Here is a 26758-nt window from a genome sequence, read left to right on the forward strand (position 1 = left end):
AGGGTCTTGAAGACCATTCAAGATATGGTTGGTCGTATGCCCAGGAATCGCGGACTTCACGACCGGGAGAGCAAGCGCGAGAACATCGTGACCGCCGCCCGCGAGATGTTCGTGTCCGACGGCTTCGATCGCACCTCGATCAGCCGTCTCGCGAAAGCAGCGGGTGTCACCGCGAACACGCTGTACTGGTACTTCGGCGACAAGGACGACATCCTGGTCGCTGTCCTGACGGCCATCGCCGCCGACGATGCCACGGACTATCTCGACATCGTCGACCTGCCGCTGGCCGACCGACTGTTCTGGCTGGTGGAGCGGCTGAGAAAAGTAGGCCCGCTGGTCTCCACCGTGCACGATCGGGTGACCGAGTCCGAAGCCATCAATCAATGGCACAACGGATTTCATGCCTTCGCGGAGTCGCTGTTCGCCGCCGATATCGACGCTGCAGGCCTGTCCGGTGAGGCGGCCGATGCCATGCTCCGCATCGGTACGTTCGTCGTCGAGGGATTGCTGACTCACACGGCGTCACCTGAAGCCTCCCGAGCAGTCATCGACCAACTCGTCGACACCATCGCACCCGCACCAGGAAGTGATCAACCATGAGTATCGAACCCGATTCTGCGTCGACCGCTCGTCCGCGAGCAACGGCCGACCATGCCGACTCGGAATCGATCATCGCGATTCCGAGTATGGACCCGTTCTATCGGGCACCGGCCGGTTTCGAGCGCGCGGAGCCGGGGACCGTGTTGCGGTCCCGCGAGGTGACCCTCGCGTTGTTCGGCGTCATTCGTCAGAAGGTGTCGGCCTGGCAACTTCTGTACCGGACCACCAGCCTCGACGGGGCAGCGCGTGTCGCGGTCACGACGGTGGTGCTTCCGGTCGGGGACCGACAGCGACCGCAACGCGCTCTGCTGTCCTACCAGTGCGCGATCGACGCCGTGTCGGATCGATGCTTCCCGTCTTACGTCCTGCGGGCGGGCGCTCGAGCCGTCGGCTCCGTACCGCAGTTCGAGTTCATGATCATCCTGTATGCCCTGCGCCGCGGATGGGTTCTGTCCCTCCCCGATCACGAGGGCATGGACGGGCAGTGGGGAGCACCCATCGAGCCCGGTTACTGCGCCCTCGACGGCGTCCGCGCGGCACTGTCTTTCGAGCCGCTCGACCTCACCGACACCACCCCTGTCGCTCTGTGGGGATACTCGGGTGGCGGATTGGCGACGTCATGGGCCGCCGAGGCTGCGGCCGACTACGCCCCTGAACTCGACATCGTCGGCGCTGCACTCGGATCGCCCGTCGGCGATCCCGGGTCTGCATTCTCCCGCCTCAACGGCACGATCTTCGCGGCGCTGCCCGCGATGGTGGTGGAGGGCCTGCGACGTACCTACCCCGTGCTCGACCGCCTCGTTCGCGAACACGTCGCCGCTGCGGGGCTCGACACACTCTCATCCCTCCACCGAAAGACGACAGTCCACGCCGTCATGTCGATGGTGATGCACGATCTGGAGCGGCACCTCGATATCCCGATGGCAGACCTCCTGGCGACACCCGAGATGGTGCAGATCTTCCAAGATATCCAGCCCGGCAAGTCGGCACCCGACTTTCCACTTCTGGTGGTGCAGGCGGTGCATGATCCGATGATCGACGTCGACGACGTGGACGGGCAAGTACGCCGGTATCGCGCTGCCGGAGCGAACGTCACGTACATCCGCGATCGCCTCAGCGAGCACCTGTCGCTGCACCCGATCGCAGCCCCCGTCACTCTGAATTGGCTCGCGGACCGCTTCGCGGGCAAGCCGACCGACGAATCGTCGACGAACACTGTGTGGTCACTGGCCGGATCGTTGCCAGGGTTGCGCGGATTGCTCGGTCTCGCTGTTTCCACCGGACGCGCATTCGCCGGCCGGATCGGTTGATGCACAACCACATCGAAATCCGAAAGCGCCTTACGCGAGCCGGTCAAAGACACCGGTCAGCGACCCGACGGTAAGGCGGACAGAAACAAGCGCAGATCCGCGGCAAGGCGCTCCGGCTCCTCCATCGCCGCAAAGTGCCCACCGTGATCCGGAACCTCGGTCCAGTGCACGATGTCGAACTCTTGTTCCGCAAGGTGCCTGATGCCGATGTCGTGCGCGAACATGATGGCACCGACCGGTTGCGACGGCTTCGCCTGCGGATCGCCCCAGGCCCCTCCATCGGCCGCGTAGACGGTGTGAGCGGCGCTACCGGCGCTCCGCGTCAACCAATACAGGGTGACGTGGGCGAGAATCCGGCTACGGCCGAGGGCACCATCCGGTTCCTCGTCGAACGGGTAGGTCCACGCGCGGAATTTGTCCAGCATCCATGACAACTGACCGATGGGACTGTCGGTCAGAGCAGCACCGATCAGTTGCGGACGAGTCGACTGGATGGAGATGTACCCGAACTCCGACTTCATGAACTCGCCCACACGCCGGTAGCGGTCCAATTCGGTTTCGGTGCAACGCTTCTGCTCCTCCTCGTCGGGTTCTTGGAAGGGTGCTCCGATGGACCCGTTGACATGAATGGCGTCGCAATGCTCCGGATCGAGACGACCCATCGCCGGTGCCACTCCGGCACCGTAGTCGCCGCCCTGCACGACGTACGAGCCGTACCCGAGGCAGCTCATCAATTCGACGAAAGCCTGAGCCACGCGGTCAATACTCCACCCGTCGCCCGACAGCGGCGTGGAGAAGGCGAATCCGGGGACAGACGGCACGATCACGTCGAAGGCCTGAAGATCGACATCGTCCGGCTCGGTCAGCAGCGGAATGAGATCGAGGAACTCCAGGTACGAACCCGGCCACCCGTGACACAGCAGAACAGGAGTGGAGTCGGCTCGCGACGACCGCACGTGCAGGTAGTGGATGCGCTGCCCGTCGATCTCCACCACGTACTGAGGAAACGACGCGAGCTGCTTCTCCACCTCTCGCCAGCTGAAGTCGTCGACCCAGCTGGTCGCCATCGACCGCAGAACGGAGATCGGGACTCCGGTGCTCCAGTCATCGGCACCGAGGGGTTCGGGCAGACGTGCGTCCCGAACACGCCGGGCCAAGTCGTCGAGCTCCGACTGCGGGACGTCGACAACGAACGGGATGGGAGCTTCAGTGATTGTCATGACGTCATCATGAGACCTATCGCGGACAGCTACGGTCCGGAATCGACCGTCAGGCTGAAAGCTCGAGCACGACAAGACGAAGCGACAGTTCAGGATTGGAGCCGGCGGGCCAGGTATGGTCCCGTGATGCTGTCCGGGGACGCCGCGACTTCGGCGGGCGTCCCGGTGGCAACGACGGTGCCCCCGTTGTCGCCGCCGCCGGGGCCGAGATCGATGACCCAGTCTGCGGACGCTATGGCATCCAAGTCGTGTTCCACCATCACCACGGTGTTGCCCGCGTCGACGAGCAGGTGCAGCTGACGCATGAGCAGTGCGACATCGGAGGGATGCAGCCCTGCGGTCGGTTCGTCCAGTAAGTAGAGGGCAGTGCCGCGGCGGGTGCGCTGCAATTCGGTGGCAATCTTGATGCGCTGCGCTTCTCCGCCGCTCAGCTCCGTGGCGGGTTGACCGAGTCGAAGGTAGCCGAGACCGATGTCGCGCAAGGTCTCCAGACTGCGCGATGCTCCCGTGATATCGGCGAAGAACATCGCAGCCTCGTCCACCGACATGTGCAGCACTTGCGCAATCGTCTTGTCACGCCACGTTATTTCGAGAGTTTCCGGGTTGTACCGATCACCGTGACAAGTGGGGCAAGGGCCATAGGTGCCGGGAAGGAACAGCAGCTCCACCTCGACGAAACCGTCGCCCTGGCATGTAGGGCATCGTCCGTCGGCGACGTTGAAGGAGAACCGTCCAGGTGCCCATCCGCGGGCCTTCGCCTCATCGGTGGCGGCAAACAGTTTACGGACGATGTCGAACATTCCGACGTAGGTTGCCAGAGTCGATCGGGGGGTTCGGCCGATGGGGCGTTGATCCACCCGGACCAGACGAGTGAATGTCTCGATTCCGGACACCTCGGCCACGTCGACTTCGATCTGCGCGTCTTCGTCCTCGTCTGCCGCGGTCTCGAGTCGGTGACGTGCCACTTCGAATAGGACCTGGCTGACGAGTGTCGACTTACCGGAGCCCGACACACCCGTCACTGCCGTGAGCACCGCGTGTGGGAATTCCGCGGTCAAGTCCTGCAGATTGTGCCGGGTGACTCCGGCCAGCGTGAGCCAGCCCTGGGTAGGGCGCGTCTCCCGCTGCACGGATTCCGCTCGACCGAAGAGGTGCCTGCCGGTGACCGACTCCTCGATCTCCTCCAAGCCGGCGACGGGGCCGCTGTAGACGACTCTGCCGCCGCCCTCGCCGGCCGCGGGTCCGATATCGACCACCCAATCGGCGCGCCGGACCACGTCCATGTCGTGTTCGACGACGAACAAGGAGTTTCCCGACGCCTTCAGCTGGTCCAGGACGTCGAGCAGTGGCTCGGCATCCGCCGGATGCAGTCCCGCGGAAGGTTCGTCCAACACGTAGACCACCCCGAAAAGACCGGAACGAAGCTGAGTGGCGATCCGCAACCGCTGCGTCTCGCCGGGCGACAGCGTCGTCGAGCTACGCCCGAGCGCCAAGTATCCCAAGCCCAACTCGAGCAACACGTCGATTCTGGCCAGCAGGTCGGCGGTGATGCGTACTGCTACCTCCGCGGCCTCCCCCGACAGTTCGGCTACCGGGCGCAGAACTGCGGCAAGTTCTGTCAGCGAGAGCGCATTGATCTCAGAGATCGACCGGCCGGCGATGGTGACGGCCAGCGCGTCGGCGCGCAGTCCGCTGCCGGAGCACATCGGGCAGCGGACGGTCTCGGTGAATTGGAGAGCGCGGTCCCGCATGCGCTCGCTGTTCGAGTCGGCCAGAACATGCATGACATGGCTGCGGGCGCTCCAGAACTTACCTTCGTAACTGTGGTCGACTCGGCCCTCTTCCGGGTCGATCCACACCTTGGGGTGCTCGTCGGTGAAGAGAAGCCACTCTCGGTCCTTCTTCTTCAGCGTGCGCCACGGCACGTCGATGTCGATACCCATGCCGCTGACGATGCTGCGCAGGTTTGCACCCTGCCAGGCACCCGGCCACGCCGCGATCGCGCCCTCACGAATGGTCAGCGACGGGTCGGGAACGAGCAGTTCCGTTGTCACATCGTGGAACTCACCCAACCCGCCGCATCGCGGGCAGGCACCGGCGACGGTATTGGGTGAGAACGCTTCCGCCGACAGCAGCGATGCACCGTCGGGATAGGTACCCGCCCGGGAATAAAGCATGCGGAGCAGGTTGGACATGGTGGTGATGGTGCCGACGCTGGAGCGTGAACTGGGCGAACCCCGGCGTTGCTGCAGTGCAACGGCTGGAGGAAGGCCGGTGATGGAGGCGACGTGGGGTGCGCCGACTTGCTGAAGCAGTCGACGCGCATAGGGGGCAACAGACTCGAAGTAGCGTCGCTGCGCTTCGGCGTACAACGTGCTGAAAGCCAGTGACGACTTACCGGACCCCGAGACCCCTGTGAACGCGACGAATGCATTGCGGGGTATGTCGACATCGACAGCGGCCAGGTTGTGCTCGGTGGCGCCGCGCACTCGGACATACCCGTCCCACGTTGAGTCCGTCACCGACCGAGCCTAACTGGCGTCCTCGGCCCGAGGGCGCACACGTCGCGAGATGCGGTGCCTCGGTGACATCGCGCCTCTGCGCATATCGAGGGTATCTTTCTGGTAGGTCTGCTCCTCGCGTCGCGTGCGACGAGCATGAAGACCGCGCAGAGGGAGGCTGCATGGCCGAGGAACACTCCACACGGCCGCTGTTTCGCAACGGTGCCGGCAGTGCCGCGCTGATCCTGGGCATCGTCGCCTTGGTCTGCGCGTTCCTACCCTTCATCGGAGATTTTGTCGCTGTCCCAACAGGTATCGCCGCTGTGGTGTGCGGATGGGTCGGCGTGGGCCGAGACGAGAAGGGCCTGGCGACGAATGGCCGCGAGGCCATGATCGGCGCAGCTCTCGGCGGTGCGGCCATGTTCGTGGTGTTCGTGGCATACGCGGCCACCGTCGTGTGAACCGAGCCGGGGCGAGCAGTGCCACGAACATCTTTGTCATCGGTTGCTGTGCAGGACCTCTCACGCTTTTCACTCGACAGAATCGGCATCCGAGAATACCGGGGATCTGGGACGCCATCCTCGGTAGTGCGACCAAGAATGTTGCGCAGTTGTTGTCGCACTGATTCTTCAGCGATTACTTGCGGTCCGTCGCAAGAATCGGCCAATTGGCACGAATTCGTAAGGCAGGTTGTCACAGCGCACGACACCACCCAAGCGGTCAAACGCACTTTCGATCCGAACTCGAGTCCGAGCTTCGTGATCTGTGCCCGGGTCACCGTCGACCCGGACGCGGCAGCGGGCGGGTTCGGGGTGCACCACGTCGTCGACGGGCCGCGGTCAGAGAACCCGCTCGACACGGGAGCCGAAGACCGTGGGGGTGGTCTGCGGGGACGTCTCCATTATTGCGTTCACCGACCGCCTCGCGCGGTACGGTGACCGCGGGGATGGGTACGGCTCGAGAAGAATGACGGGGGATCATGGCTGTGTTCGGTGTGCTCGATCGCGTATTGACTCGACGACTGCCCCTGGAGCCTCCGGACGATCCCCATGCCGCGATCCTTCCGACCCCGATCGACAACGACGACTTCTTCCTCACCCCTCCCGGCATCGAGGACCTCGCACCCGGCGTAGTGATCCGGCAGCGCACGACCCGCGGTCTGGTGCCCCGGCCGCGAACCGCCCTGCATCAGTTCATGGTGCGATCGACCGACGCGCGGGGTCTCCCCGCCGGCGTCACCGCCTCGCTGCTGATCCCGAGGCGGCCGTGGACCGGGCGCGGACCGCGGCCCGTCGTCGCCCACAACGTGGCCATCGATTCCCTCGGAGCCAAGAGCACGCCGTCGTACCGACTCGTGCACGGTGTCGGCGCCGACCTCCCGCCGGTGATGCCGGTCTGGCTCGCCCGCGGATACGCCGTCCTCGTCGCCGATCACCAAGGCCCGCGGATGTCGTACTCCGAAGGCACGATGGCCGGGCATGCCGTCCTGGACTCGCTACGCGGGATGACGGTCGTCGCCCCGGAGCTCGCCGACAGCCCGGTGGTGGCCTACGGCTACAGCGGCGGCGCGATCGCCACCACATGGACGGCGCAGCTGCAGCCGAGGTACGCGCCGGACGTGAAGTTGGTGGGTGCCGTCGCCGGTGGAACGCCAACCGACTTCTCGATGCTGCTCGACACCATGAACGGCACCGTCGCGGCCGGCCTGCTGGGTGCGGCGACCATGGGTCTCGCGCGTGAGCACCCCGAGATGGTGGAGTTGTTCGGTCCGAAGGCGCTGCTGTTTGCGTCCTGGGTGAAGGACATGTCCGTCCTCCCCCTGGCCTTGGGCGGGTTGGCACGCATGCGAATCGAGGACTTGGCGTCCGAGCCCGACCCGTTCGACTCCGACATCGCGCGGCGGGTGATCGCCGCGAACCGCCCGGGTGCCGACGCTCCCTCGGCACCGGTCGCGTTCTTCCACGGTTCCGCGAGCAAGTGGATCGGCGATCGCTTCACCCCCGAGGCAGGCGTGACCGCCCTGATCGAGCACTGGCGAAGCAAGGGTGCCGACGTGCACTACGAGCCCGTGGCAGGCGACCACTTCATCGGTGCCATGACCGGTCTGCCGTTCGTGTTACGTTGGACTGCACAGCAATTCGAGGTCAACGGTTCGGGCTAGCTCGCCAGCTCCCGAGTTCGGCGTGATAGGTCTGCATCGCGTCGCGGGTGTGGGCGCGCCCCTGACTCGGGCCCGCGTTCGACGTTGCACCACCGACTGTGTCCGTAGATGGGGCCCAGCGCAACGCAATTGCGGTCAAGACCAGAAATATGCTGTGCCGCAGGGTCGATCGGTCGAACGTAGCACCGCTACAGCGGCGACGCTTGCTGGGGCGGATCCGACCGTCGGCCGAGAACGAAGTACGTGATCGGACCGAAGAAATTGACGCATATGACCGCCGCCCAAAGTCGCTTGCTGCCAGCAACCTGTCCGCTACTGCGTCGTGCAAGATCGAGCCAAGCGGCCATAGCCATTGCCACCTGAATCGCGCCGAGAACGACGATGCCGCGGCGACGTCGTTCGCTCATGTCCTTCCACGATCGCGAGCTCGGTTTCGACACGTCGTTCACCCTCCTCTTGTGTGCTTGCAGACAGCCACGATGGATCGCGTAATGCGTTCACATTCTCACTCGAACAGGTTCGTGGACAACCTGTTCCAGGTCTTGCGCACTGCATTCGAGCAGCTGATGAGCAAGATCCGACAGTGCTCGCGCGATGGCAAGCCCATCGCCGATCTCTGGGACCACCGGATCCTCGGGGCTCTTTCGCGCCAGTCCTACCCAGTCAGCTTCGTGTCGTCGCAGGTCCAGTCATCGTCCGTCGCGGCAGATCATGACGGGACAGTGCGCGTGATGAACGAGATTGGAACCGGTCGACCCCAGCACAAGCGAGGCGATCGATCCGCGACCGTGGCTGCCCACGATGACGAGCTGCGACTGCGTGGAAAGATCCACGAGTGCGTGGGAGGCATTCCCCCGGCGCAGTTCGCGTTCGATCTGCACGTCCGGGTATTTCTCGGCCCATCCGGCCAAGCTCTCGGACAGTAGTGCAGCCTCCTCTCGTTCGTAGGCGGCCCAGTCGACGAATCCCGGAAGTGCGACTCCGCCGGCTTTGGACGCCGGGTTCCAGGAGTGAACGGCAACGAGCGCCACCCCCAACGCCGACGCAACCTCGAATGCGTGTCCGACCGCGGACTCACTCGCAGCGCTACCGTCGATTCCGACGACGACCGGCGCGTCGAACGTCGAGCGACTCTCCCGCCATACGACGACCGGGCAGTCCGCATCGTGAGTGACTGCTTTCGCCGTACTTCCCAACAAGAACGAACTGATGGCACCGGAGCCCGAGTTTCCCACCACGACCAATCGCGCCGTATGTGAGCACTCTTTCAGTAACGCGGCGGCAGAAGTGGTGCCGACTTCGGTGCTCACTTCGAGGTGAGGATGAATACCGACCACAGACTCGGACAGGTCGTCGACGATCTTTCGGGCGTTCTCCTTCTGCTGATTCCACACCTCGACGGGCACGACCATGGCCTCCTCGGCCATGTAGAACGTGGGCTCTCGGACTGCGCTCACGAGGTGCAGCGGCGAATGCAATCGGGCCGCCATCTCCGCCGCCCACCGTGCTGCAGCGTCACTGCTCTCCGAACCGTCCACTCCGACGACGACTCGCTGACGATTGGCCAGAACCATGGTGTCCTCTCCGATCTGCGATGGGCGAATGTCCGACAGGATTTCGGCCACTCCGTGCGGACTCATCGGTACGCAGTCCCATTGCATCCCAGGTGGATCGGGCAACCCAGGGTATTACGTCCCCGATTGTCAGGACCTTCGATCGAACCGGCGAGCAGTGCAGACCGTCGTGCCGAATTCAAGGCCTTCGGCACCGTGCGACAGGTCCGAAGCCTCTCGTCCCGTTCGACCCGACCCCAGAGGATCGATGCATGACCACTGCGATCGACCATCGAAAGAATCTCACGGTAGTAGGTGTCGACGGCTCCGTGTCGGCTCGGAACGCTGTGCGTTGGGCTGCCACGGACGTAGTCGGCCGAGACACCACACTGGTGCTCGTCTACGCCGGTGTCGATCAGGACATCACGCGCACCGGAGCACCGGGCGCGAACAGTGGCACCGCGTCGAGTGCTCGCGCTCGTGCGCAGTCCGCGCTTGCCGCCGCCCGCGTCATCGCGCTGTCGATCCTGGGCGACGACGCCGATGTGAAAACTGTGCTGGATCCCGGCCCACCCCACGAGGTGCTGAACGGGTACGCGGACACAGCTCGGATGCTCGTGCTGGGTTCTCGTCGAAAGGGAACCGTTGCGCGGGCAGTACTGGGCTCGGTCAGTACCGATGTCGCCACTCACGCACGGTGCCCTATTGCCGTTGTCCCCCAAACTTTCACACGAACGGCGACGGAGTCCGAGACCGCTCCCGCAGTGGTGGGCGTCGACTGTTCACCCAACGATGATGCAGTACTCGACCTCGCCTTCGACCAGGCATCACGTCTCGGCGTCCCCCTTCGTGCCGTGCACGCGTACGAGTCGTTACAACCGCGAACCGGGTTCACCCGACACATCGACCTGGGGCCTCGCATGCGTGTCGATTCTGCTCCACAGCGGTGGATCGACCACCTCATCGCCTCGTGGTCCGAGAAGTACCCCGACGTCGAAGTCACCGCTCACGCCACACAAGACAGACCGTCACACGCGCTTCTCGAGGACGCATCCCACGCGCAACTCATCGTCCTCGGGGCCAGGAGCCGTGGTGCGATCTCACCGCTGTTCGGCGGATCGACCAGCCGCGCGGTACTCCATCGAGCCGACATCCCGGTCGTCATCGTCCCGGCCTGCGGGGAAAAACTGCAGTGACCTCCAATGCCCCTGTGACAGCGGCGTTCCCGAAGACTCGGTATCCCTCGACGAACTCGCCCATCGCGAATCGGTGGGTGATGACAGCGGACGGGTCGAGGGTGTGGACCAGATCATTGTTGCCATCCCGAACCGACATCGGTCAGAACCAGCAGACCCTGTGCTGCTACCAGGAGTCCGAAGAAGACGACAACGAGCAAAGGTGCGCCCGCGAATAGACAAGCGACGAACAGTCCGGAGACGAGTACCAGCTTGAATGGCGAGCGCGGTGGCTTCATGGCATTCCCCAACGGTCGATTCTGCGCCTCACTGTGACAAACCACGATTGCACCCGGTTTCAGGTTTGTGGAGAGCACAAAGACCACTCATGGACTCGTCTCGTGGACCAGAGTGAAGCAGTTCTCCTCCTCTCGCACCTAGTGCAACCGCACCAGTGAATGCAGGCCGCACAAGCTTCGTGCGGCAGCACGGGTACCGAACAGAAATGCGTCCACGATCCGTCACGAAACAGGGGCTTGGTCGAGGTGGCCGATCGCCCCAACTGCGCCGATCTGCGCAGAAGAGCGAGGTCACCGTTTCATTGCGACCTGCTCGGCCGAGAACCTGCGCACTATCTCGGGGAACGGTGGGGAGTTCGGCCTGCTTCTTCGCATCGTTCCGTAGTGCACGCAACGCGTTGACAATCGCGGCAACATCGATGAGCTGTGAGTGATGAGCGCCATCAGCGACAGACATTCCCCGCGTTGCGGCTCCGAGCGCACTGCGCGAGCGAGATACAAGCCAGCTGCGGGGCGCACGGATGATTCGGTCGAGTGGCGAAACGACCCCCGCCGGCAGGGCGAGGTTTCTTCAGATTCAGAGATGCCGCAGTACCGAGGACGCTTGCGCAAGCGAGGCCGGCCACAGGCGTGTCCCGGGGGCGCGGACACGGCGACCGACGAGCGGAAAGGTCCGCTGCAGTTCATCCCATCGTCACCACGATGGTCATCGCGACGGAGAAGACGACGGTCGGCAGAGCCATGGCCGCAAGAAACCCGAGACCGAAGCGATGCCCACCTGAAGTGAAGGCCAGCACGCTCTTGACCAGTAGGTTCGATCCGAGCGCAGCGGCGATCGCCTGCAGCGCGCTGTCGACCGTGATGGTGCCTTTCGCAGCAAGGCTCGCAGCACCGAGAGCACCGGCGTGAGCATCGGCGAGACCCGCCGCAGCTGCGGCGAGCACCGCTCCTCGGGAACCCAGCACGTCAGCACCCCATCGGCCGACAAACAGGGCAAAGACGAGAACAGCGGCCAAGACGAGTGCCGGCCGCAACGAAAACGGCCGCGCCGAGGTATGCGGCTCGACACCTGCGCTGATCACCTCAGCGTCTTGTGGAGCCACTGCGGCACCGCGGTAGACGGCGGCGGCGACTACAACGAGCACCATGGCTCCCGCCACTACCGGGGGCCACAGTCGTCGAAGCACCTCTGGCTCGACGAACCCGATGACGACGAGCAACTGTATGAAAGTGGCGAGGCTCGCAATGAGCGCCCCGGCGAGCGGTGCCCGCATTTCATCGGCCGTCCGGCTCAGCCGGCCCATCGACGCGGTTGTTGCACTTGCGGATACGAATCCGCCGGCCAGACCCGTGACGAGCAGACCACGCTGGGGCCCAAGCGCCCGAACGCCGATGTATCCGATCCATCCGATACCGGTGAGCAGAACGACGAGGAGCCATACCTTGGCCGGGTTCAGTACGCCGTAGGGTCCGATTCCGCGATCGGGCAACAACGGCAGGATGACAAATGCCGCCACGAGGAACTTGATGGCGTCTTCGAGTTCGATCTCGCTGACCATCTGACGGGCGAACCGATGAATGCGAGACTTCGACGTCAGCAGTCCGGCCACGATCACGGAAAGAGCGACCGCTACCGACGGGGCGGTATAGGCGAGCGCGCCGAGTAGATAGGCCACCAGCGCGGCGATCTCGGTAGTGGTCCCCGGGTCCTGCTCGCTGGTGCGGAAGTAGGCAAGCGCCATGAGCAGCCCGACGACGACGATGCCGGCTGAGACTGCCCAGTTGTCGAAGCTGGCGGCGGCGGCTCCGGCAAGAGACAACAGCGCGAATGAACGCGACCCGGCCGGGAGCGTGCGGATATGGCTGCGTTCACGCTCGAACCCGAGCAGCAGCCCGATGGCGAGCGCCACCAGGAAGGGCTCGACGTCCATCCAGCTCACGACAGTTGCACCGATCGTGCAGTACTGGAACGGATTTGCCGCACCGCCCACCTTCTACCGCACGAGTCGTCGACGGATCCTGCGGTCGAATCGAATTTGCATCCACGGTCGGTCCGGTTTCGGACCAGTTCGCCTCGAGCGGCGAACACAGCCGAGCCCCATCCGTCTCTGCTGTGATCTGACATTTCCGTCACGACGTCAGCTCTCAGCGTCGCAGTAGGTCACGGTCCCATTGTCGCGACCACACAGTGGAAGAGACAGGGCGGAAGGTCCCTCACGCGTATGACTCTCGTCATCGCCCTAGGTACGGTCCGTCGATGTTCCGACATCACCGAACGACACGTAGAAAGCCCATCTGTACCGTGTGCTGTCCGCCCCCTCGGACTTCGAACGGGATCGGTTCGTTGGCGGCAGGAGCGCCCAAATCTCTATCAACCTGGACAACCAGCGAGGAACGGACCGTCGGCGCATGCATTGTTGCCGATCCCCGAGCTCGATGCCGTCCAAGCAGACGGCCATGCTCGTGTTACCGCTGAATACCGTCGAACTGCGTGATCGAAGTCTGCCAATGACGGTCTCAGGATGCGACTGCGCACACGAATACCTGCCGCGTGTACCGGTCGGTGCCGCGCGACAGCCGATTGTGCACGAGTCGGAAGTACACTCGTGCGATGCCCAAACTGACGCGACGCCACCTGTTGTTCGGTGCAGCCGCCTTGGCCGGTGGCGCTTTGCCGAACTTGCGTCCCTTCGGCGCGTCCGCCGATCCGCTCGTCGCGTCGACAGCCGTCACGGAATTGAGCCCTCCGGACCCGGAGTTCGTGCGGTTGGTGCAGCGCGGTTACAACCCGCGATTCCTCGCGCAGCCCGAAACTATTTTTGTGCCCGTGAACACCGAAGAGACCGTGGCCGCGGTAGAGACGGCGGTCATGCGCGGTCTGCGCATCGCCGTCCGATCGGGTGGACACTGCGTCGAGAACTTCGTCGACAACGCCTCTACTCAGGCCATCATCGATCTGAGTCGGCTTACAGCCGTGGAGTTCGATGCGGAAAACAACGCCTTCTCCGTCGGGGCCGGAGCGGATCTGGGCGCAGTGTACGAGCAGCTGTACCGAGGCTGGGGTGTGTCGCTACCCGGCGGAAGTTGCCTGGGCGTCGGCATGGGAGGCCACGCCGCGGGAGGCGGCTTCGGCCCTCTGTCGCGGGCCTTCGGGTCTGTTGTCGACCACCTCTACGGCGTGGAAGTTGTCGTCGTCGACGCCGACGGACGTGCCTCGTCCGTCCTGGCAACTCGCGACGGTCGGAACTCCGATCTGTGGTGGGCGCACACGGGCGGCGGCGGAGGAAACTTCGGCGTCGTGACCCGGTACCTACTCCGCACGCACGACGCGGACGGGTCGGATCCCACGCTGGCCCTACCGACCCCTCCGGCGAACCTGCTCAGCACACAGGTCGTACTGCCCGTGGTCAGCGAAGACGCTTTCGTGCGGTTCGTCGGCAATTTTCAGCGATTCTTCGAGCGCAACAGCGAACCTGGGTCGAGATTCGCGAGCCTGTACGCGCAGTTCTTCGCCAGCGCACACCTGTGCCAGCTCACCCCACGGCTCGATGCCGACCTGCCCAACTCGCGCGCGCTGCTCGACGAGTTCGTCGCCGCACTGGGCGAGGGTGTGTGGCCACCACCCGTCGCGGTGCCCGCTTCGCAAGGACCGTTTCTGGATGTTTCGACACAATTGTCGGCACCCCGTGGCCGGGCACCGTTCTCGGGCAAATACAAGAGTGCGAACTTGCGTCGGGCACACACCGACGAGCAGCTGCGCACCCTGCACAGGTACCTGTCGGACCCGCGTTTTCAGAGCCTGGACTCGGGAATCGAGCTCTTCCCTGCCGGTGGTGCAATCAACGACCGACCCGCCGACGCGACGGCGATGCCGACCAGAAATTCGTTCATGAAGGCCGTCTTCGTCACCGCCTGGCGCAATCCCGCAGACGAGGCCGCCCATGTCGAGTGGTCCCGAAACATGTATCGCGACATCTACGCCGACACCGGCGGCGTTCCGGTACCGAACGACGCCAACGCCGGCGCTTACATCAACTATCCGGACTCCGACTTGAAGGATCCCGCCTGGAACACCTCGGGGGTGTCGTGGTCCACGCTGTACTACGGGGACAACTACTCGAGGCTGCAGGAGATCAAGGCGGCGTGGGATCCCGGCAACCTGTTCCGGCACGACTTGTCGATCGAACTCCCCCGCACCTGACGGAATCAAGTGCGCGTCGCATTCCGGAAGAACACTCCGATGATCGCTTCCACGGCTAGGAGGAACGTCGAGCGGACTCGAGTCACCGGCGACAACATGATCGGCCATTGACATCGAGTCGGACAATCAGGTGTCGACTGCAAGACCACGACGCGAGTCAGTCGCGTTCCGAGCTGCCGAACAGGTTGCACAGTCCGACCAGTCGTGACATTCAGAATCGCCAGTCGAATCTGATATCAGTTGTACTGCATCGTATTCGGGGTCAGCAGTGAGGCTTCTTTCCCGTGAGATCGTCCAATCCCCGATCGACGGAGCTGACTCCCCCACCGCGAACCGATCACGACCCTGCTTCGCCGGCCTCTTGACCTCACTGTTCCAGGCCACCGGATGAATACTCCCACGGCAGTGCGGAGAAAGCCGACGGCGTGGTGTGTGCGTTACTTTCGAGACACACGAGTCCAGCAGTTCGTCCACAGCAGCACAGGCGCCCACAGCGCCGATGCCATCCGGACTCGGATGCGGCACCGGGTGATCGCAGCGACGGGGAGGACACTGACAGGAAAGTCGTTCGCCCCGAGCTTATTTTCGACGCTGGTCGAAGCAGTGCGAAGCGAGAGACGTCGGCATCTCGGCAAGCCCAGGTCCTCCGTTGCAGAGCCAACCTGCAATCTGCTCCTTCATTCCTGCGCCCAGAACGAAACCGAGCCACGTTGGTCGGCCACCGGTTCGATGTCCGCATCTCGATGGGGCAACCACGACAACGTTCGATCGTTCGCATGGTCCAAGGCACTCGGTGACGCGAAAGTTACCGACACCATCGACCAGGTGACGCAAACTCTCGAGTTCGGCGTCGTGGTCGATGTCCGGATGCTTGTCGGTAGTGCCGCAGCAGCATCCGCGGCATACGATGACTGTCGGTCTGGATCGATCCATTGCCACTCTGTTCATCTTCTATCCACATGCAGCGTTTCGAGTCGCTCCGACGTACCGGTCACAAAGGTGAAAAGCGCCCTCTGCCGCGATCGCAGTCACAGACCTTTCGACCGCAAAAAATCCGCGACTGAAGTCACCGCCTGCGGGTTGCGTGGGCCTTCGACGAGCGCCGCGTAGGGAAGGGCCGTGATGTTGTTCTCGCGGACCGCGGTCGTTCCCGACATCAGCGGATGTTGCCGTAGCTGTTCGATTTTCGCCTCGACGGTCTCCCCCGCGCCCGAGTTGTAGTCGACTATGACGATCGCTTGCGGATCGCGCTGAGCCGCGGCCTCCCAGGATGCGGTGGTCCACGAGTTGTCGATGTCGTCGAAGATGTTGCTGCCACCGGCCTCTCGGAAGATCTGCGATGGGGCTGCTGTACGGCCGGCGGTGAACGGTTCCGGGGTCGCACTGTCGAACAAGAACATTCGCGTCGGATCCTGCCCGGCCGGTGCTGTCGCGTTCGCGTCCGCAACTTGTTCGCGGTACCCGGCGACGAGATCGTCGGCGCGGTCACGGACGTCGAAGATATCGCCGAGGTTTTCGATGTCGGCGTACAGCGCGTCGAGCGGGTCCATGATTCCGCGCTGCGTGGTGCCGGGTTGACGGCATGCCTCGGTGAGCTGATACGGGGTGGCACCGATGCTGCGCACCCAGTCCGGTGTCAGACCGGTCGATTCCTTGTATCCGTAGTTCCAGCCGGCGAAGACGAAGTCCGGATTCGCGGCCTGGACCGCTTCACGGGTGAAGGTGTCACCGATATCGGGGGTGGACTCGAAATCGGCTTTCCAGGGCGAGGATTCGATGTCCCCGTCCTTCGATGCCTGCGCGGAGAAGCCGACGACTCGGTCGGCCAGGCCGAGCGCGAACATCATCTCGGTGATTCCGGTGTCGTTGGTGACCACGCGCTGCGGAACGCCATCAACGGTCAACGGCTCGTCGCAGTTGGTGACGGTGACGGTCGCGCCGCCTGGTTCTGCTGTGGTCTCCACCTCCGCGCCGCAGGCGCTCAGCGCCAGGGTGGTTGCAGCGATCAGCGCCCAGGTCCGTCTCGGATGTGTCATCGGTACTCTTTCTCGTCGAAAATGATCTGGGGGACGCCCAGTCGGGGGTGGGTGATGATGTGGCCGCCGATCTCGAACCATCGGCGCAGAACGTCGACGGTGATGACCTCGGCGGGGGTGCCCGAGCACACCAGCCGGCCGGCACCGAGCACGAACAGCTGGTCGCAGTACTGGGCTGCGAGGTTGAGGTCGTGCAGGGCAGCGACGACGGTGACACCGAGCTTTTTCGCGGCGGAGAGCACGGCATATTGATGGTGGACGTCGAGATGGTTGGTCGGCTCGTCCAGTACCAGCACCTTCGGTTCCTGCGCGAACGCGCGTGCGATCAGGACTCGTTGCCGCTCCCCGCCGGACAGTGAGAGAAAGCTCCGCTCCGACAGATGTTGTGCGTCGGCGAGCAGCATCGCTTCCCGACAGACCAGGTGATCGTGTGCCCGATCTCGCGAGAATGCGCGTCCGTGGGGAAGTCGGCCGGTCGCAACGACTTCGGCGGCGGTGAAGTCGAATTGCAGGGGCGAATCCTGGGTAAACGCGGCCACCTGCAGAGCGTTCAGGCGCATGCTGACAGTCAGATTGTCGACGCCGTCGACCCGCACCGTTCCCGCCGACGGGGTCAGCGCCCGGTAGAGGCATCGCAATAGTGTCGATTTTCCGCTGCCGTTGGGCCCTACGATCCCGACGAAGTGTCCCGACGGGATCGAGACGGTGACGTCGTGCACGATCGTGGCACCATCGATGGTGACGTCGACGGCGTCGTACTCGACCCGCATCAGTCGGAACCCATCAGCGCACCGCGGCGGCGCATCAGCAGCACGAACACCGGGACTCCGACCGCCGCGGTGATCGCGCCGAGCGGAAGTTCCTGCGGAGGCACCAAGGTTCGGGCGAGAAGGTCGGCGCTGACCAGAAAGACCGATCCAAGGACCGGGACCACCACGATCAAGCGCCTATGGTCGGCACCGACGAGCATTCGGGCGACATGCGGGACGACGAGTCCGACGAACCCGACTGCACCGCAGATAGATACGAAACATCCGGTCATCGCCGCCGCGACGACGAACAGCAGTAGCCGGAACTTCGAGGCGTCGAGGCCGAGAGCGGCGCTGACTTCATCGCCCATCGACAATGCGTTGAGGCGGCGGGCGCAGGCGGCGATGATCACCAAGCCCACTACGGTGACGACGGCCGCGAGCGGGACCATCTGCCAGGTCGCCGCCGACAGGCTTCCGAGGAGCCAGAACATGACACTTCGTGCGCCGTCGCCGTGGGGTGCAAGGAATACCAGGACAGTGGTGATGGCCGAGAAGCCGTACCCGAGAGCCGTTCCGGTGAGAACCAGCCGCAGAGGAACAAGCCCCGCCGCAGATCTGGCCATGAGGTACACCAGCAACGTCGCAGCCAACGCACCGACGAACGCGGCCGTGGAGAGGGCGTAGATTCCGAGAGCACCGAAGGTTCCGAACAGCACCACCGACGTCGCGCCGACGGACGCACCGGAGGATATACCCAGCACGTACGGGTCCGCGAGGGCATTGCGCACCATCGCCTGAACAACCAGTCCGACGGCGCTGAGGCCGCCGCCGATGAGAATGGCCAGCAGCACCCGAGGCAGGCGTGAATCGACGATGATGCGGTAGTTGGGTACATCGTCCGTAGCGATGGTGCCACCGGTGATCTCTGCCCACGCGATGTGGCTGACCTCGCGCCACGGGATATGTGCGGTACCGAGCATCAATGCGATCACCGACACCGCTACCAACACCAGGAGGGCGGTCGCGGTCAGAGCAGTCACCGATATTCGGCGCATCTCGTTGGCACGTTCCTTGCAGGTCGTCGACGTCAGGCGTTGCGGCTCTCATGACACGAGCGCAGACGAAGACGACAGACCTGTCCCAACACGGTCTGCATCTCGTCGACCATGTCCCACGGAGTCGACAAGCGACCGCACCGGTGGTGCGGCCGCGTTGGCAGGTCTTCGGACTCGTGAACACGTCACCGGATGCTCCCGATGACAACCTAATAGCGGTCGCTTCCCGAGCCCCTGGGCTCAGTGCTGTTGACCGCGGTCGTTTTCACATACCGCTGCGGGGCAGTTCCGGATTCACACCGGATTCCCTCTTGCGATCCGACGAACCTCACAGAGAGGCCGCCGGAAACCAACGCAGCGCGACTGTAACACCACGACTGTCGTCGCGGGTGTCAGTCATGGCGGTGCTCCGCGCCCATGATGTCGTGCAGGATCCGGTGCACGATCGCGTCGGCGACTACCCGGTAGTGCACCGTCCGGCCCGACTTCGTGGTCTCGACCCACCCTCGGGCCCTGAGAGCGCGGAGCGATTGCGACGCCGCGTTGTCGGTGATACCCACGGCGGCAGCGAGTTCGGCGACAGTGGCACCGGATTTCTCGTGCATGTAGCTGACCAGACGGAGCCGCGTCGGATCGGACAGGACGGCAAAGCGGGTCGACCATTCCTCGATGTCGTCGCTATCGGTCATCGATTCTCCCGCGCTGCTGGTTCCCAATGCTGCTGCTACACTACGGCACACAACATGTGTCTGCCTGGACACATATTTCGACCGAGCATGCACCCGGGGAGCAGTCCGTGACACCGTCCATCGCCCGCATTCTGGGTGCAGCTGTTGCCCTCGCCCTCACCGCCGCGGGTTGCGCGTCACCGTCCGACGAGAGCTCCGGCGGGGCGATCGTGCTGGCCGACAGCCAGGAACTCGGCGGGTTCAGTCCGGTGTCCGGCTACGGGGCACTCGGCGTCTCCCCGGTCTACGAGGGGTTGCTCCGCCCCGACGCCGTTTCCGACTCCGCACTTCCCGATCTCGTTCCGTCCCTGGCCGACTCGGTCCCGACGAATATTGCACCCCGGCAGTGGCGAGTGACATTGCGTGCGGACGTCGCATTCTCGGACGGCACCGACTTCGACTCCGCGGACGTAGTGGCCACCTACGAGGCCGTGAAGAATCCCAGTGTCGCATCCGAGATCTCGACGGATTTCGATCCGATCGTCGATGTCGTCGCCGATGGATCGGATGCCGTGGTGATAACGATGACCACCGACGCAGATCCGTCGCCGTACCTCCTGCTCGGTATCGCTCCGTCGGAGCGGGTCGAGCAGGCACCCGCAGCCGACTGGGCACTGAACACCGAGCCGGTCGGAACCGGGCCGTACATGTTGGACAGCCTGCGCGCAGATCAGGCCGTGTTCACCGCACGTGAGGACTACTGGGGCGAGGCTCCCCAGGTGACGCGACTGGTGATCACCTACACCCCGGACGACAACACCCGAGTGCAGCGCGTCGCCACGGGCGAGGTCTCCGGCACGTCACTGCCTCCGACTGCCGTCGCCGCGCTCGACGGAAACGACGACGTGAAGACGGTCGGCGTGAAATCTGCTGATTGGCGCGGGGTCTCGCTTCCGGCGGGCAATGCGTTCACGTCCGACCTCCAAGCCCGGATCGCGATGAATCTCGCCGTCGATCGAAGGCGCATGGTCGACGACGTTCTCGGTGGGTACGGTCGCCCCGCGAGCACACCGGTGGCCGATGTCTACGGCGACGCCTACGAGCCGACAGCCGTGTTCCCGTTCGACCTTTCCGCCGCCGAGTCCACCCTCGATGCCGCCGGGTGGCGCGTCGGCGCAGGCGGTATACGCCAGAAAGACGGTGCCACAGCGTCGTTCGAGCTTCTCTACAACGCTCAGGATTCTGTGCGGAGGGATCTGGCGGTAGCCTTTGCCGCCGCCATGCAACCCGTCGGTATCGATGTCCGGCCCCGAGGAACCGGGTGGGACGAGATCGAGACCCGCCTCGGCGACTCGGCAGTGCTGCTCGGCGGCGGCGACACCCCGTACAGCATCGACTCGCAGGTGTTCGACACCCTGCACACCCGCGTCGACGACTCCTCGCCCTATGCCAACCCCGGCAACTTCACCGCGCCGGGTCTCGACGATGCACTGCAGCAAGCTCGCGATTCCGCGTCCGGACCCGAGAACGACGCTCGATACCGGCTGATCCAGCAGCTCTACGTGGAGCAGCCGTCCTCGGTGTTCCTCACGTTTCTCGACCATGCATACGCGTATCGCGATCTCGGCTGGAACCAGAGCCCTCCCATTCTCGAACCGCACTCGCACGGCGTCTCGTGGGGTCCATGGTGGGACCTGGCGGCGTGGGCACGTGCGCAGTAGAACTCGAGCCCGGACAGTGGGCCGAATCCTCGCCGTCCGTACCGGTATCGCGATCCCGACCGTCGTCGCGGTCTCGGCGGCCATGTTCGCACTCGCGTCGCTATCTCCACTCGACCCGCTCGCCGCGTACCTCGGTGACAGATACCAGAGTGCGACTCTGTCGCAGCGGCAGCAACTTCGAGACGCCTACGGAACGGAGACGCCGTGGTACACCGCATGGTGGACCTGGCTGACCGACCTACTGCACGGCGATCTCGGATGGTCCTCGACCCAGTCCCTCCCGGTCTCGACAGTCCTTGCCGAACGTCTGCCCTTCACTCTCGGACTGTCTGCTCTCGCCCTGATTCTGGCCACCGTGACCGCCGTCGTAGTGGGTTCGTCGGCCGGGATGCGCCGCGGCGGCATGCTCGATCGGGCGTGCTCGGTCCTGTCCACGACTTTCGCGGCCGTGCCGCCGTTCGTCGTATCGCTGGTTCTGGTCTCGGTGTTCGCAGTGACCTTCCGGTGGTTTCCCACCTCGGGTGCACGGGCACCGGGCACTACGTACTCGGCCGCGGGGATCGCCGCGCATGCCGTTCTTCCGCTGATCGCGCTCACCGTGTCGCAGATCCCGTGGCTTCTTCTGTCCATGCGGGCTGCGGTTGTCGACTCGGCCGACTCCGATGCGGTGCGCGCGGCGCGGGCACGCGGGATCTACGGGTGGGCTCTGTTGCGTGGGCACGTGCTGCCGACGTCGGTGGCTCCTACTCTGGCTCTGCTCGGCACCCGGCTACCTGAGCTGATCGCGGGTGCTGCGATTGTCGAGACCGTGTTCGGGTGGCCAGGGATGGCCGAAGCACTGGTACAATCGGCTGCGGCACTGGACTTCTCGTTGATGGCGGCGACCACGACCGCCGCGGCCCTCGCAGTATTGCTGGGATCGGCATTCTCCGACGCAGCGACCGCTGCGATCGACCCCCGAGTGCGGATCGCTGCATGACCGCCCGAGACGATGAGCTCGACTATCGGCGTCGATACATTCCGGATTCGCCGTGGTTGGTGGTTCTCGCGATCTCACTCGGCGCAGTGCTGATCCCGATGATCGCCGGGCGGCAGACCGCGGATTTCGCTTCCGCTCTGCTGCCGCCGAGCGCCTCGAACCTGCTGGGCACCGATCACTCCGGATACGACATGCTCACCAGAACAGCAGAGGGGCTGCGGATCTCGCTGTTGATCGCAGTACTCTGCGCGGTGATCGCGTGCGCTCTCGGAGTGGTCATCGGGGTTGCTTCGGCGGCTGCCGGCGGGTGGTTCGATGCCGTCGTCATGCGCGTGGTCGATACGGTCAACGCCCTTCCCCACCTGGTGCTGGGTATCGTCATCGCGGCGCTGTGGCGAGGCGAGCCACTTGCCGTGGTGGCGTCGATCTCGTTGACGCACTGGCCTTCTGTGGCCCGGATAGTGCGAGCCGAGGTCTTGGCGACGGCAGATTCCGGGTGGGTACGTACCTCCCGCCTGGCCGGCGCGTCCCGATGGTTCGTCGCACGCAGACACCTGGCACCGTCGGTAGGTGGGCAGATTCTGGTCGCGCTGGCGATGCTGATCCCGCACGCCATCTGGCACGAATCGACGCTGTCGTTCCTCGGAGTCGGCCTGTCACCCGATCGCGCGAGCCTGGGCACGCTGCTCGGGCAGGCCCGCGGCGATGTGATGCTCGGCGCGTGGTGGACACTCGCCGTTCCGGCCACGGCGCTGGTGGTGACGGCACTCGCGTTCACCCTGGGATTGTCGATGCTGCGACGACGACTCACTCCACCCGGGGGTTCGGTGTGGTGACGGCGGCCAGACTTCGCGAATACACCGTGGACATCGACTCACGTAGCCGCGGAGGCACTCTCGTTCGCACACTGGACTCCGTCGATCTCGACGTCGACTCCGGCCGAGTCACCGCCCTCGTCGGCGAATCGGGATGTGGCAAATCCCTCGTTGCGGCCGCACTGTGCGGGCTGCTGCCGCCGGGTTCATACACGACCGGGACTCTCGACATAGCCGGACGCGCGGTGCCGACCGAGGCCGACTGGCGAATACTCCGCGGGCACCGCATCGGGCTGATTCCGCAGTCGCCCGCTACCTCGTTCACACCCGTGCGCACCGTCGGCTCCCAGCTCGCCGAGGTCGCGCGAACCCTGGGAAGCCGAAACACCCTGTCGGAGCTATTGGATCGGGTAGCACTCCCACCATCGACCGCGCGGCTGTACCCGCACGAATTGTCCGGCGGGATGGCGCAGCGCGCCGCGATCGCCGCGGCGCTCGCCGGATCACCGGATCTGGTAATTGCGGACGAGCCGACATCGGCACTCGATCCAGCTCTGGCAGAACAGGTCTGGGCACTGTTGAGCGACATCGCGGCAGACGGTCGAGCCGTGCTGATCGTCACTCACGATCTGACCTCGATGATGCGCTCCGGCACCTGTGGATCCATCGCCGTGATGAGGGCGGGGACGACGGTCCTCCAGGCCACACCGACGACAGTCCTCTCGCACGACGACGACTACGTCCGCGCTCTCTTCGAAGGCGTGACGATATGATCGAAGCTCGGAACGTGACCGTGACGTACGACGACACCGCTGTCCTAAAACAGGTCTCGGTGACCATTACCCCCGGCACGACAACCGGTATCACCGGCCCGTCCGGCGTCGGAAAGACGACACTGCTCGGGGTGCTCGCCGGGTTGGTGCAGCCACATACAGGCACCGTGACATGGGATGCGCAGGCACGGCCCATGCGCGGGTCGATCGCTCTCCTTGCTCAGCATCCGAGACTGGTGTGCAATCCGCGGTGGACCCTCGGCGCGATCGTGGCCGAGCCTGCAGCGATTCGCCGGAAGTCGATCGATGTCGAGGCCGTGTGCGACCGCGTCGGCCTCGATACTGCTCTGCTGCGGCGATTCCCGGCCCAGGTGAGCGATGGGCAACTCCAACGCGCATGCCTCGCGCGCATCCTCGTGCAACAGCCGCTGTACATCCTGTGCGACGAGCCGACGTCCATGCTCGATCCGATCGCCACCCGCGACGTGATGCGACTGCTCACTGCACTGGCTGCAGACGGAGCCGGACTCGCTGTGGTCAGCCACGACCGAGCCGTCATCGACGCCCTCGCGCCCGAACACCTCGAACTCCGTGCGCACATCGCATCCTGATCGTCATCGAGCCTGGGATGATTCAGTTGACCAGCTCCCTCGAACTTGTTGTGTACTGTGGCGGTCCAATGAGAATCGTCCGAAAAGCCAGTTGAGCATCTTCCACGCGCAAATCCGGTGCCCACAGTCGGACTCGCACCGAAGCTGTGCGGATTTCAAGTCCCTAGAAGTGGATCTGCACGAACTTCAATGGACCTGATATTTGCTTATTTGCAACGTTTTTTGTGCATAGTTGTCCGGACGAGTCCAGGTCCGAACGTACCGACTTGTGACACTCTCGTGACACCGAACTGCCGCCGATCCTCCGACATCGGACGGTCCTGATCGGTGTCGGACAGCCACGGTATCGGGTGGACGCAGAGCGCCCTGGCGATCGACGCTCCGTGCCGACGCGTGACACCGAGACTCATTCGTCGCGAACCCATATCGCCCTCGACTCAGTAGGACTGTGCAACTGCGGGATCCACCGCGACGACTTTGCATCAGCGCACTTCAGCGTCGAACGGGCAGGTTTCGTCGCTGCCCTTGTACGGCCGGGTTTCGCTACCCGGCCGCCTGCTTGATCTGTCTTGGAGTTGCGGAGCCGCCAGAGCCGCGTTGCGCCTGGAGTGCTCTGGCGGTTCAGCAAAAAACCAATTCTCTCTGACGCAGTCGACGCTGTTCTCGGGCCACCGACCTAGCGGTCACACTGCCAGGACATGACATCTGTCATGTCCTGTCGATGATGTTGTCACCACATCCAATGTTTGTGTGCACTGTTGTGCCCCGGTCGCCGAGACGACAGTAGGGGATGCACAGAGCGAACCGAAGCATCGACGAGGAGGGCACCATGAACACGCCGGAATCGACATCGGACGACAAAAACGAGACTCAGACAATTCCCGGTGGCAAGACCACGGAAAAGATCAATGCCACACAGCTTCTGCTCGACAGCCTCGGCGGAACCAGTGGAATGATCTATACAGCCATTCCGGTCGTGGCATTCGTCACCGCCAATGCTCTGGTGGCCCTTCCGATCGCCGTCGGCGTCGCGATCGCCATCGCACTGGTGGTCACTGTTCTCCGCGTCAAGCGAGGCGAGCCGATCGCGCAGGCCAGTGGCGGACTGCTGGGCGTCGTCGTCGCAGGCGGTATCGCCGCCTGGACGGGGTCGGCAGGGGGCTACTTCCTCATCGGCATCTGGCTGAGCCTTGCCGGAGCTGCACTGATGCTGGCCTCGATACTCGCGCGACGACCGTTGACCGGACTGCTGTGGAATGCGCTGCACGGCAACGAGTACACCTGGCGATCCAATCGCTCGGTCGCCCGCGCCCACTACATCGCGACGTCGACATTTGCCGTGTTGTTCGGTGCCCGCTACGTCGTTCAGGACTGGTTGTACGACACCGACGCCACCGGGTGGCTCGCGTTCGCTCGGATCGCAATGGGCACCCCGTTGCTCGCGGCGGCAGTGCTCGTCACCGTCTGGGCCTTCCGCCGCTCCACGGCGCAGTTGGTTCACTCGACCCCTGCGTAGGACCTCCTGTGCGCAGTTGACACTTGACTATGCCGTTGGGTCACAGTCGACACTGATCCCGACCCGATCGAACCGGAGGAGAGCGACATGGGCTGGAGCACTCGACAGATCGCCGATCTCGCCGGCACCACCCTGAAGTCGGTGCGGCACTACCACGATGTCGGACTACTCGATGAGCCCGAGCGTGCCTCGAACGGCTACAAGCAGTACAGCGTCACGCATCTCGTACGGCTGATGCAGATCAAACGCCTCACCGAACTGGGATTCTCGTTGGCCGACATCGCCGCTCAGGGTGATGGGCGCGACCATCCCGAACAAGCACTGCGCACCCTGGATGCAGAACTCGGCGCAACGATCGATCGCCTGCAGCGAGCACGGTTGGAGATCGCGATGCTTCTCCACGACTCCCTTCCGACCGATCTGCCACCCGAACTCGGATCTGCTGCAAGACATCTGACGACAGCAGACCGGCAGTTCATCACCTTCGCCAGCACTGTACTGAATCCGACGGCCCTCGACGCCTACTGCGACCTATTGCGGTCCACTCCTCAGCTGCCCACAGATCCAGAGTTCGACGACCTCCCGGCCGACGCCGACAGCGCCACCACCAGGGATCTGGCGGAACGAATGGCTCCGCATGTTCGTCAGCTGGCGGCTCGTTTCCCGGCCCTGTTCGACGACACAGAAACCGACGGCGACAGACGACGGGTGACTCGCGCACTCGCAGTCGCCGTGGAAGACCTGTACAACCCCGCCCAACGCGACGTGCTGCGACAGGTCGCGGCACTCAACGCCGCCGATCCCGAATAGAA

23 protein-coding genes and 1 riboswitch are annotated in these 26758 nt (G+C 64.3%); of the genes, 13 read left to right on the top strand and 10 right to left on the bottom strand.

Annotation, left to right across the window (positions count from 1 at the left end; all coding sequences use genetic code 11):
* The first annotated feature begins 36 nt into the window (after positions 1-36).
* Together AABD04_RS17355 and AABD04_RS17360 are read left to right on the top strand one after the other, a co-directional pair.
* Positions 37-600 (top strand): TetR/AcrR family transcriptional regulator, encoded by a 564-nt coding sequence (locus AABD04_RS17355; protein ID WP_243596280.1) that lies wholly within the window; start codon positions 37-39, stop codon positions 598-600.
* Positions 597-1910, top strand: a complete 1314-nt coding sequence (locus AABD04_RS17360; RefSeq protein ID WP_243596279.1) for a lipase family protein — start codon at positions 597-599, stop codon at positions 1908-1910. The genes AABD04_RS17355 and AABD04_RS17360 overlap by 4 nt, the downstream gene beginning before the upstream one ends.
* 56 nt (positions 1911-1966) lie before the next feature.
* Here AABD04_RS17360 and AABD04_RS17365 read toward each other — a convergent pair whose 3' ends face one another.
* Entirely contained in the window at positions 1967-3130 is a 1164-nt protein-coding gene (locus AABD04_RS17365) for an epoxide hydrolase family protein (RefSeq protein ID WP_341441938.1), read from the bottom strand.
* An 89-nt stretch (positions 3131-3219) separates the two neighbouring features.
* Positions 3220-5652: an excinuclease ABC subunit UvrA gene (uvrA, locus tag AABD04_RS17370; protein ID WP_335742281.1), complete on the bottom strand. Its 2433-nt coding sequence runs from the start codon at positions 5650-5652 to the stop codon at positions 3220-3222.
* A 161-nt stretch (positions 5653-5813) separates the two neighbouring features.
* On the opposite strand from uvrA, the gene AABD04_RS17375 reads away from it, so the two are divergent.
* Positions 5814-6092 (top strand): hypothetical protein, encoded by a 279-nt coding sequence (locus AABD04_RS17375; protein ID WP_341441939.1) that lies wholly within the window; start codon positions 5814-5816, stop codon positions 6090-6092.
* Between the two features lie 518 nt (positions 6093-6610).
* On the top strand, positions 6611-7792 hold the full coding sequence (locus AABD04_RS17380; protein ID WP_341441940.1) for a lipase family protein: 1182 nt from the start codon (positions 6611-6613) through the stop codon (positions 7790-7792).
* A 188-nt stretch (positions 7793-7980) separates the two neighbouring features.
* Here AABD04_RS17380 and AABD04_RS17385 read toward each other — a convergent pair whose 3' ends face one another.
* The 3 genes from AABD04_RS17385 to AABD04_RS17395 form a co-directional block, all read right to left on the bottom strand.
* Entirely contained in the window at positions 7981-8199 is a 219-nt protein-coding gene (locus AABD04_RS17385; protein ID WP_243596275.1) for a PLDc N-terminal domain-containing protein, read from the bottom strand.
* A 90-nt stretch (positions 8200-8289) separates the two neighbouring features.
* Positions 8290-8418 (bottom strand): dsRBD fold-containing protein, encoded by a 129-nt coding sequence (locus tag AABD04_RS17390; protein WP_243596274.1) that lies wholly within the window; start codon positions 8416-8418, stop codon positions 8290-8292.
* Between the two features lie 63 nt (positions 8419-8481).
* On the bottom strand, positions 8482-9432 hold the full coding sequence (locus tag AABD04_RS17395; protein WP_243596273.1) for a universal stress protein: 951 nt from the start codon (positions 9430-9432) through the stop codon (positions 8482-8484).
* A 185-nt stretch (positions 9433-9617) separates the two neighbouring features.
* Here AABD04_RS17395 and AABD04_RS17400 point away from each other — a divergent pair, with 185 nt between their 5' ends.
* Positions 9618-10541, top strand: a complete 924-nt coding sequence (locus tag AABD04_RS17400) for a universal stress protein (protein ID WP_341441941.1) — start codon at positions 9618-9620, stop codon at positions 10539-10541.
* A gap of 961 nt (positions 10542-11502) precedes the next feature.
* On the opposite strand, the gene AABD04_RS17405 is transcribed toward AABD04_RS17400, so the two are convergent.
* The gene (locus AABD04_RS17405; RefSeq protein WP_243608466.1) at positions 11503-12750 is read right to left on the bottom strand and encodes an MgtC/SapB family protein; all 1248 of its coding nucleotides are present in this window, start codon (positions 12748-12750) and stop codon (positions 11503-11505) included.
* 680 nt (positions 12751-13430) lie between these two features.
* Here AABD04_RS17405 and AABD04_RS17410 point away from each other — a divergent pair.
* Complete coding sequence (locus AABD04_RS17410) at positions 13431-15020, top strand: FAD-binding oxidoreductase (protein WP_243608377.1); 1590 nt, start codon at positions 13431-13433, stop codon at positions 15018-15020.
* Between the two features lie 1028 nt (positions 15021-16048).
* Here the strand turns inward: AABD04_RS17410 and AABD04_RS17415 are convergent.
* The 4 genes from AABD04_RS17415 to AABD04_RS17430 all read right to left on the bottom strand — a co-directional run bounded on the left by AABD04_RS17415 (position 16049) and on the right by AABD04_RS17430 (position 19552).
* Positions 16049-17056 (bottom strand): ABC transporter substrate-binding protein, encoded by a 1008-nt coding sequence (locus AABD04_RS17415; RefSeq protein WP_243608378.1) that lies wholly within the window; start codon positions 17054-17056, stop codon positions 16049-16051.
* Positions 17053-17826: an ABC transporter ATP-binding protein gene (locus tag AABD04_RS17420; RefSeq protein ID WP_341441942.1), complete on the bottom strand. Its 774-nt coding sequence runs from the start codon at positions 17824-17826 to the stop codon at positions 17053-17055. The genes AABD04_RS17415 and AABD04_RS17420 overlap by 4 nt, the downstream gene beginning before the upstream one ends.
* The gene (locus AABD04_RS17425; protein ID WP_335742276.1) at positions 17826-18863 is read right to left on the bottom strand and encodes a FecCD family ABC transporter permease; all 1038 of its coding nucleotides are present in this window, start codon (positions 18861-18863) and stop codon (positions 17826-17828) included. The genes AABD04_RS17420 and AABD04_RS17425 overlap by 1 nt, the downstream gene beginning before the upstream one ends.
* A 142-nt stretch (positions 18864-19005) precedes the next feature.
* A riboswitch (cobalamin riboswitch) is annotated at positions 19006-19232 on the bottom strand.
* 23 nt (positions 19233-19255) lie between these two features.
* Positions 19256-19552 carry an ArsR/SmtB family transcription factor gene (locus AABD04_RS17430; protein ID WP_335742275.1) on the bottom strand — a complete coding sequence of 99 codons (297 nt, stop codon included), beginning with the start codon at positions 19550-19552 and terminating at the stop codon, positions 19256-19258.
* Positions 19553-19659: 107 nt separating this feature from the next.
* Between AABD04_RS17430 and AABD04_RS17435 the strand changes: the two genes are divergently transcribed.
* The 7 genes from AABD04_RS17435 (at position 19660) to AABD04_RS17465 (ending at position 26756) form a co-directional block, all read left to right on the top strand.
* The gene (locus AABD04_RS17435; protein WP_341441943.1) at positions 19660-21252 is read left to right on the top strand and encodes an ABC transporter substrate-binding protein; all 1593 of its coding nucleotides are present in this window, start codon (positions 19660-19662) and stop codon (positions 21250-21252) included.
* A complete protein-coding gene (locus AABD04_RS17440) occupies positions 21134-22231 on the top strand; it encodes an ABC transporter permease (RefSeq protein ID WP_423228164.1) in 1098 nt (365 codons plus the stop codon). The genes AABD04_RS17435 and AABD04_RS17440 overlap by 119 nt, the downstream gene beginning before the upstream one ends.
* Positions 22228-23067 (top strand): ABC transporter permease, encoded by an 840-nt coding sequence (locus tag AABD04_RS17445; RefSeq protein WP_243596264.1) that lies wholly within the window; start codon positions 22228-22230, stop codon positions 23065-23067. Before AABD04_RS17440 ends, AABD04_RS17445 begins: the two co-directional genes overlap by 4 nt.
* On the top strand, positions 23064-23819 hold the full coding sequence (locus AABD04_RS17450; protein ID WP_374230323.1) for an ATP-binding cassette domain-containing protein: 756 nt from the start codon (positions 23064-23066) through the stop codon (positions 23817-23819). The genes AABD04_RS17445 and AABD04_RS17450 overlap by 4 nt, the downstream gene beginning before the upstream one ends.
* Complete coding sequence (locus tag AABD04_RS17455) at positions 23816-24430, top strand: ATP-binding cassette domain-containing protein (protein ID WP_335742272.1); 615 nt, start codon at positions 23816-23818, stop codon at positions 24428-24430. The genes AABD04_RS17450 and AABD04_RS17455 overlap by 4 nt, the downstream gene beginning before the upstream one ends.
* Positions 24431-25259: 829 nt before the next feature.
* Positions 25260-25946, top strand: a complete 687-nt coding sequence (locus tag AABD04_RS17460; RefSeq protein ID WP_243596261.1) for a DUF3159 domain-containing protein — start codon at positions 25260-25262, stop codon at positions 25944-25946.
* A gap of 87 nt (positions 25947-26033) precedes the next feature.
* Positions 26034-26756 (top strand): MerR family transcriptional regulator, encoded by a 723-nt coding sequence (locus tag AABD04_RS17465; RefSeq protein WP_243596260.1) that lies wholly within the window; start codon positions 26034-26036, stop codon positions 26754-26756.
* Positions 26757-26758 lie beyond the last annotated feature (2 nt).

This window comes from Rhodococcoides navarretei, assembly GCF_038069675.1.
Classification (GTDB): domain Bacteria; phylum Actinomycetota; class Actinomycetes; order Mycobacteriales; family Mycobacteriaceae; genus Rhodococcoides; species Rhodococcoides navarretei.

What these genes read in the sequence shown, in the direction of transcription:
- AABD04_RS17355 (WP_243596280.1), top strand. Translation starts at nt 37, where the DNA reads ATGCCCAGGAATCGCGGACTTCACGACCGGGAGAGCAAGCGCGAGAAC.
- AABD04_RS17360 (WP_243596279.1), top strand. Translation starts at nt 597, where the DNA reads ATGAGTATCGAACCCGATTCTGCGTCGACCGCTCGTCCGCGAGCAACG.
- AABD04_RS17365 (WP_341441938.1), bottom strand. Translation starts at nt 3,130, where the DNA reads ATGACAATCACTGAAGCTCCCATCCCGTTCGTTGTCGACGTCCCGCAG.
- AABD04_RS17375 (WP_341441939.1), top strand. Translation starts at nt 5,814, where the DNA reads ATGGCCGAGGAACACTCCACACGGCCGCTGTTTCGCAACGGTGCCGGC.
- AABD04_RS17380 (WP_341441940.1), top strand. Translation starts at nt 6,611, where the DNA reads ATGGCTGTGTTCGGTGTGCTCGATCGCGTATTGACTCGACGACTGCCC.
- AABD04_RS17385 (WP_243596275.1), bottom strand. Translation starts at nt 8,199, where the DNA reads ATGAGCGAACGACGTCGCCGCGGCATCGTCGTTCTCGGCGCGATTCAG.
- AABD04_RS17395 (WP_243596273.1), bottom strand. Translation starts at nt 9,432, where the DNA reads ATGAGTCCGCACGGAGTGGCCGAAATCCTGTCGGACATTCGCCCATCG.
- AABD04_RS17400 (WP_341441941.1), top strand. Translation starts at nt 9,618, where the DNA reads ATGACCACTGCGATCGACCATCGAAAGAATCTCACGGTAGTAGGTGTC.
- AABD04_RS17405 (WP_243608466.1), bottom strand. Translation starts at nt 12,750, where the DNA reads ATGGACGTCGAGCCCTTCCTGGTGGCGCTCGCCATCGGGCTGCTGCTC.
- AABD04_RS17410 (WP_243608377.1), top strand. Translation starts at nt 13,431, where the DNA reads ATGCCCAAACTGACGCGACGCCACCTGTTGTTCGGTGCAGCCGCCTTG.
- AABD04_RS17415 (WP_243608378.1), bottom strand. Translation starts at nt 17,056, where the DNA reads ATGACACATCCGAGACGGACCTGGGCGCTGATCGCTGCAACCACCCTG.
- AABD04_RS17420 (WP_341441942.1), bottom strand. Translation starts at nt 17,826, where the DNA reads ATGCGGGTCGAGTACGACGCCGTCGACGTCACCATCGATGGTGCCACG.
- AABD04_RS17425 (WP_335742276.1), bottom strand. Translation starts at nt 18,863, where the DNA reads ATGCGCCGAATATCGGTGACTGCTCTGACCGCGACCGCCCTCCTGGTG.
- AABD04_RS17430 (WP_335742275.1), bottom strand. Translation starts at nt 19,552, where the DNA reads ATGACCGATAGCGACGACATCGAGGAATGGTCGACCCGCTTTGCCGTC.
- AABD04_RS17440 (WP_423228164.1), top strand. Translation starts at nt 21,134, where the DNA reads ATGCATACGCGTATCGCGATCTCGGCTGGAACCAGAGCCCTCCCATTC.
- AABD04_RS17445 (WP_243596264.1), top strand. Translation starts at nt 22,228, where the DNA reads ATGACCGCCCGAGACGATGAGCTCGACTATCGGCGTCGATACATTCCG.
- AABD04_RS17455 (WP_335742272.1), top strand. Translation starts at nt 23,816, where the DNA reads ATGATCGAAGCTCGGAACGTGACCGTGACGTACGACGACACCGCTGTC.
- AABD04_RS17460 (WP_243596261.1), top strand. Translation starts at nt 25,260, where the DNA reads ATGAACACGCCGGAATCGACATCGGACGACAAAAACGAGACTCAGACA.
- AABD04_RS17465 (WP_243596260.1), top strand. Translation starts at nt 26,034, where the DNA reads ATGGGCTGGAGCACTCGACAGATCGCCGATCTCGCCGGCACCACCCTG.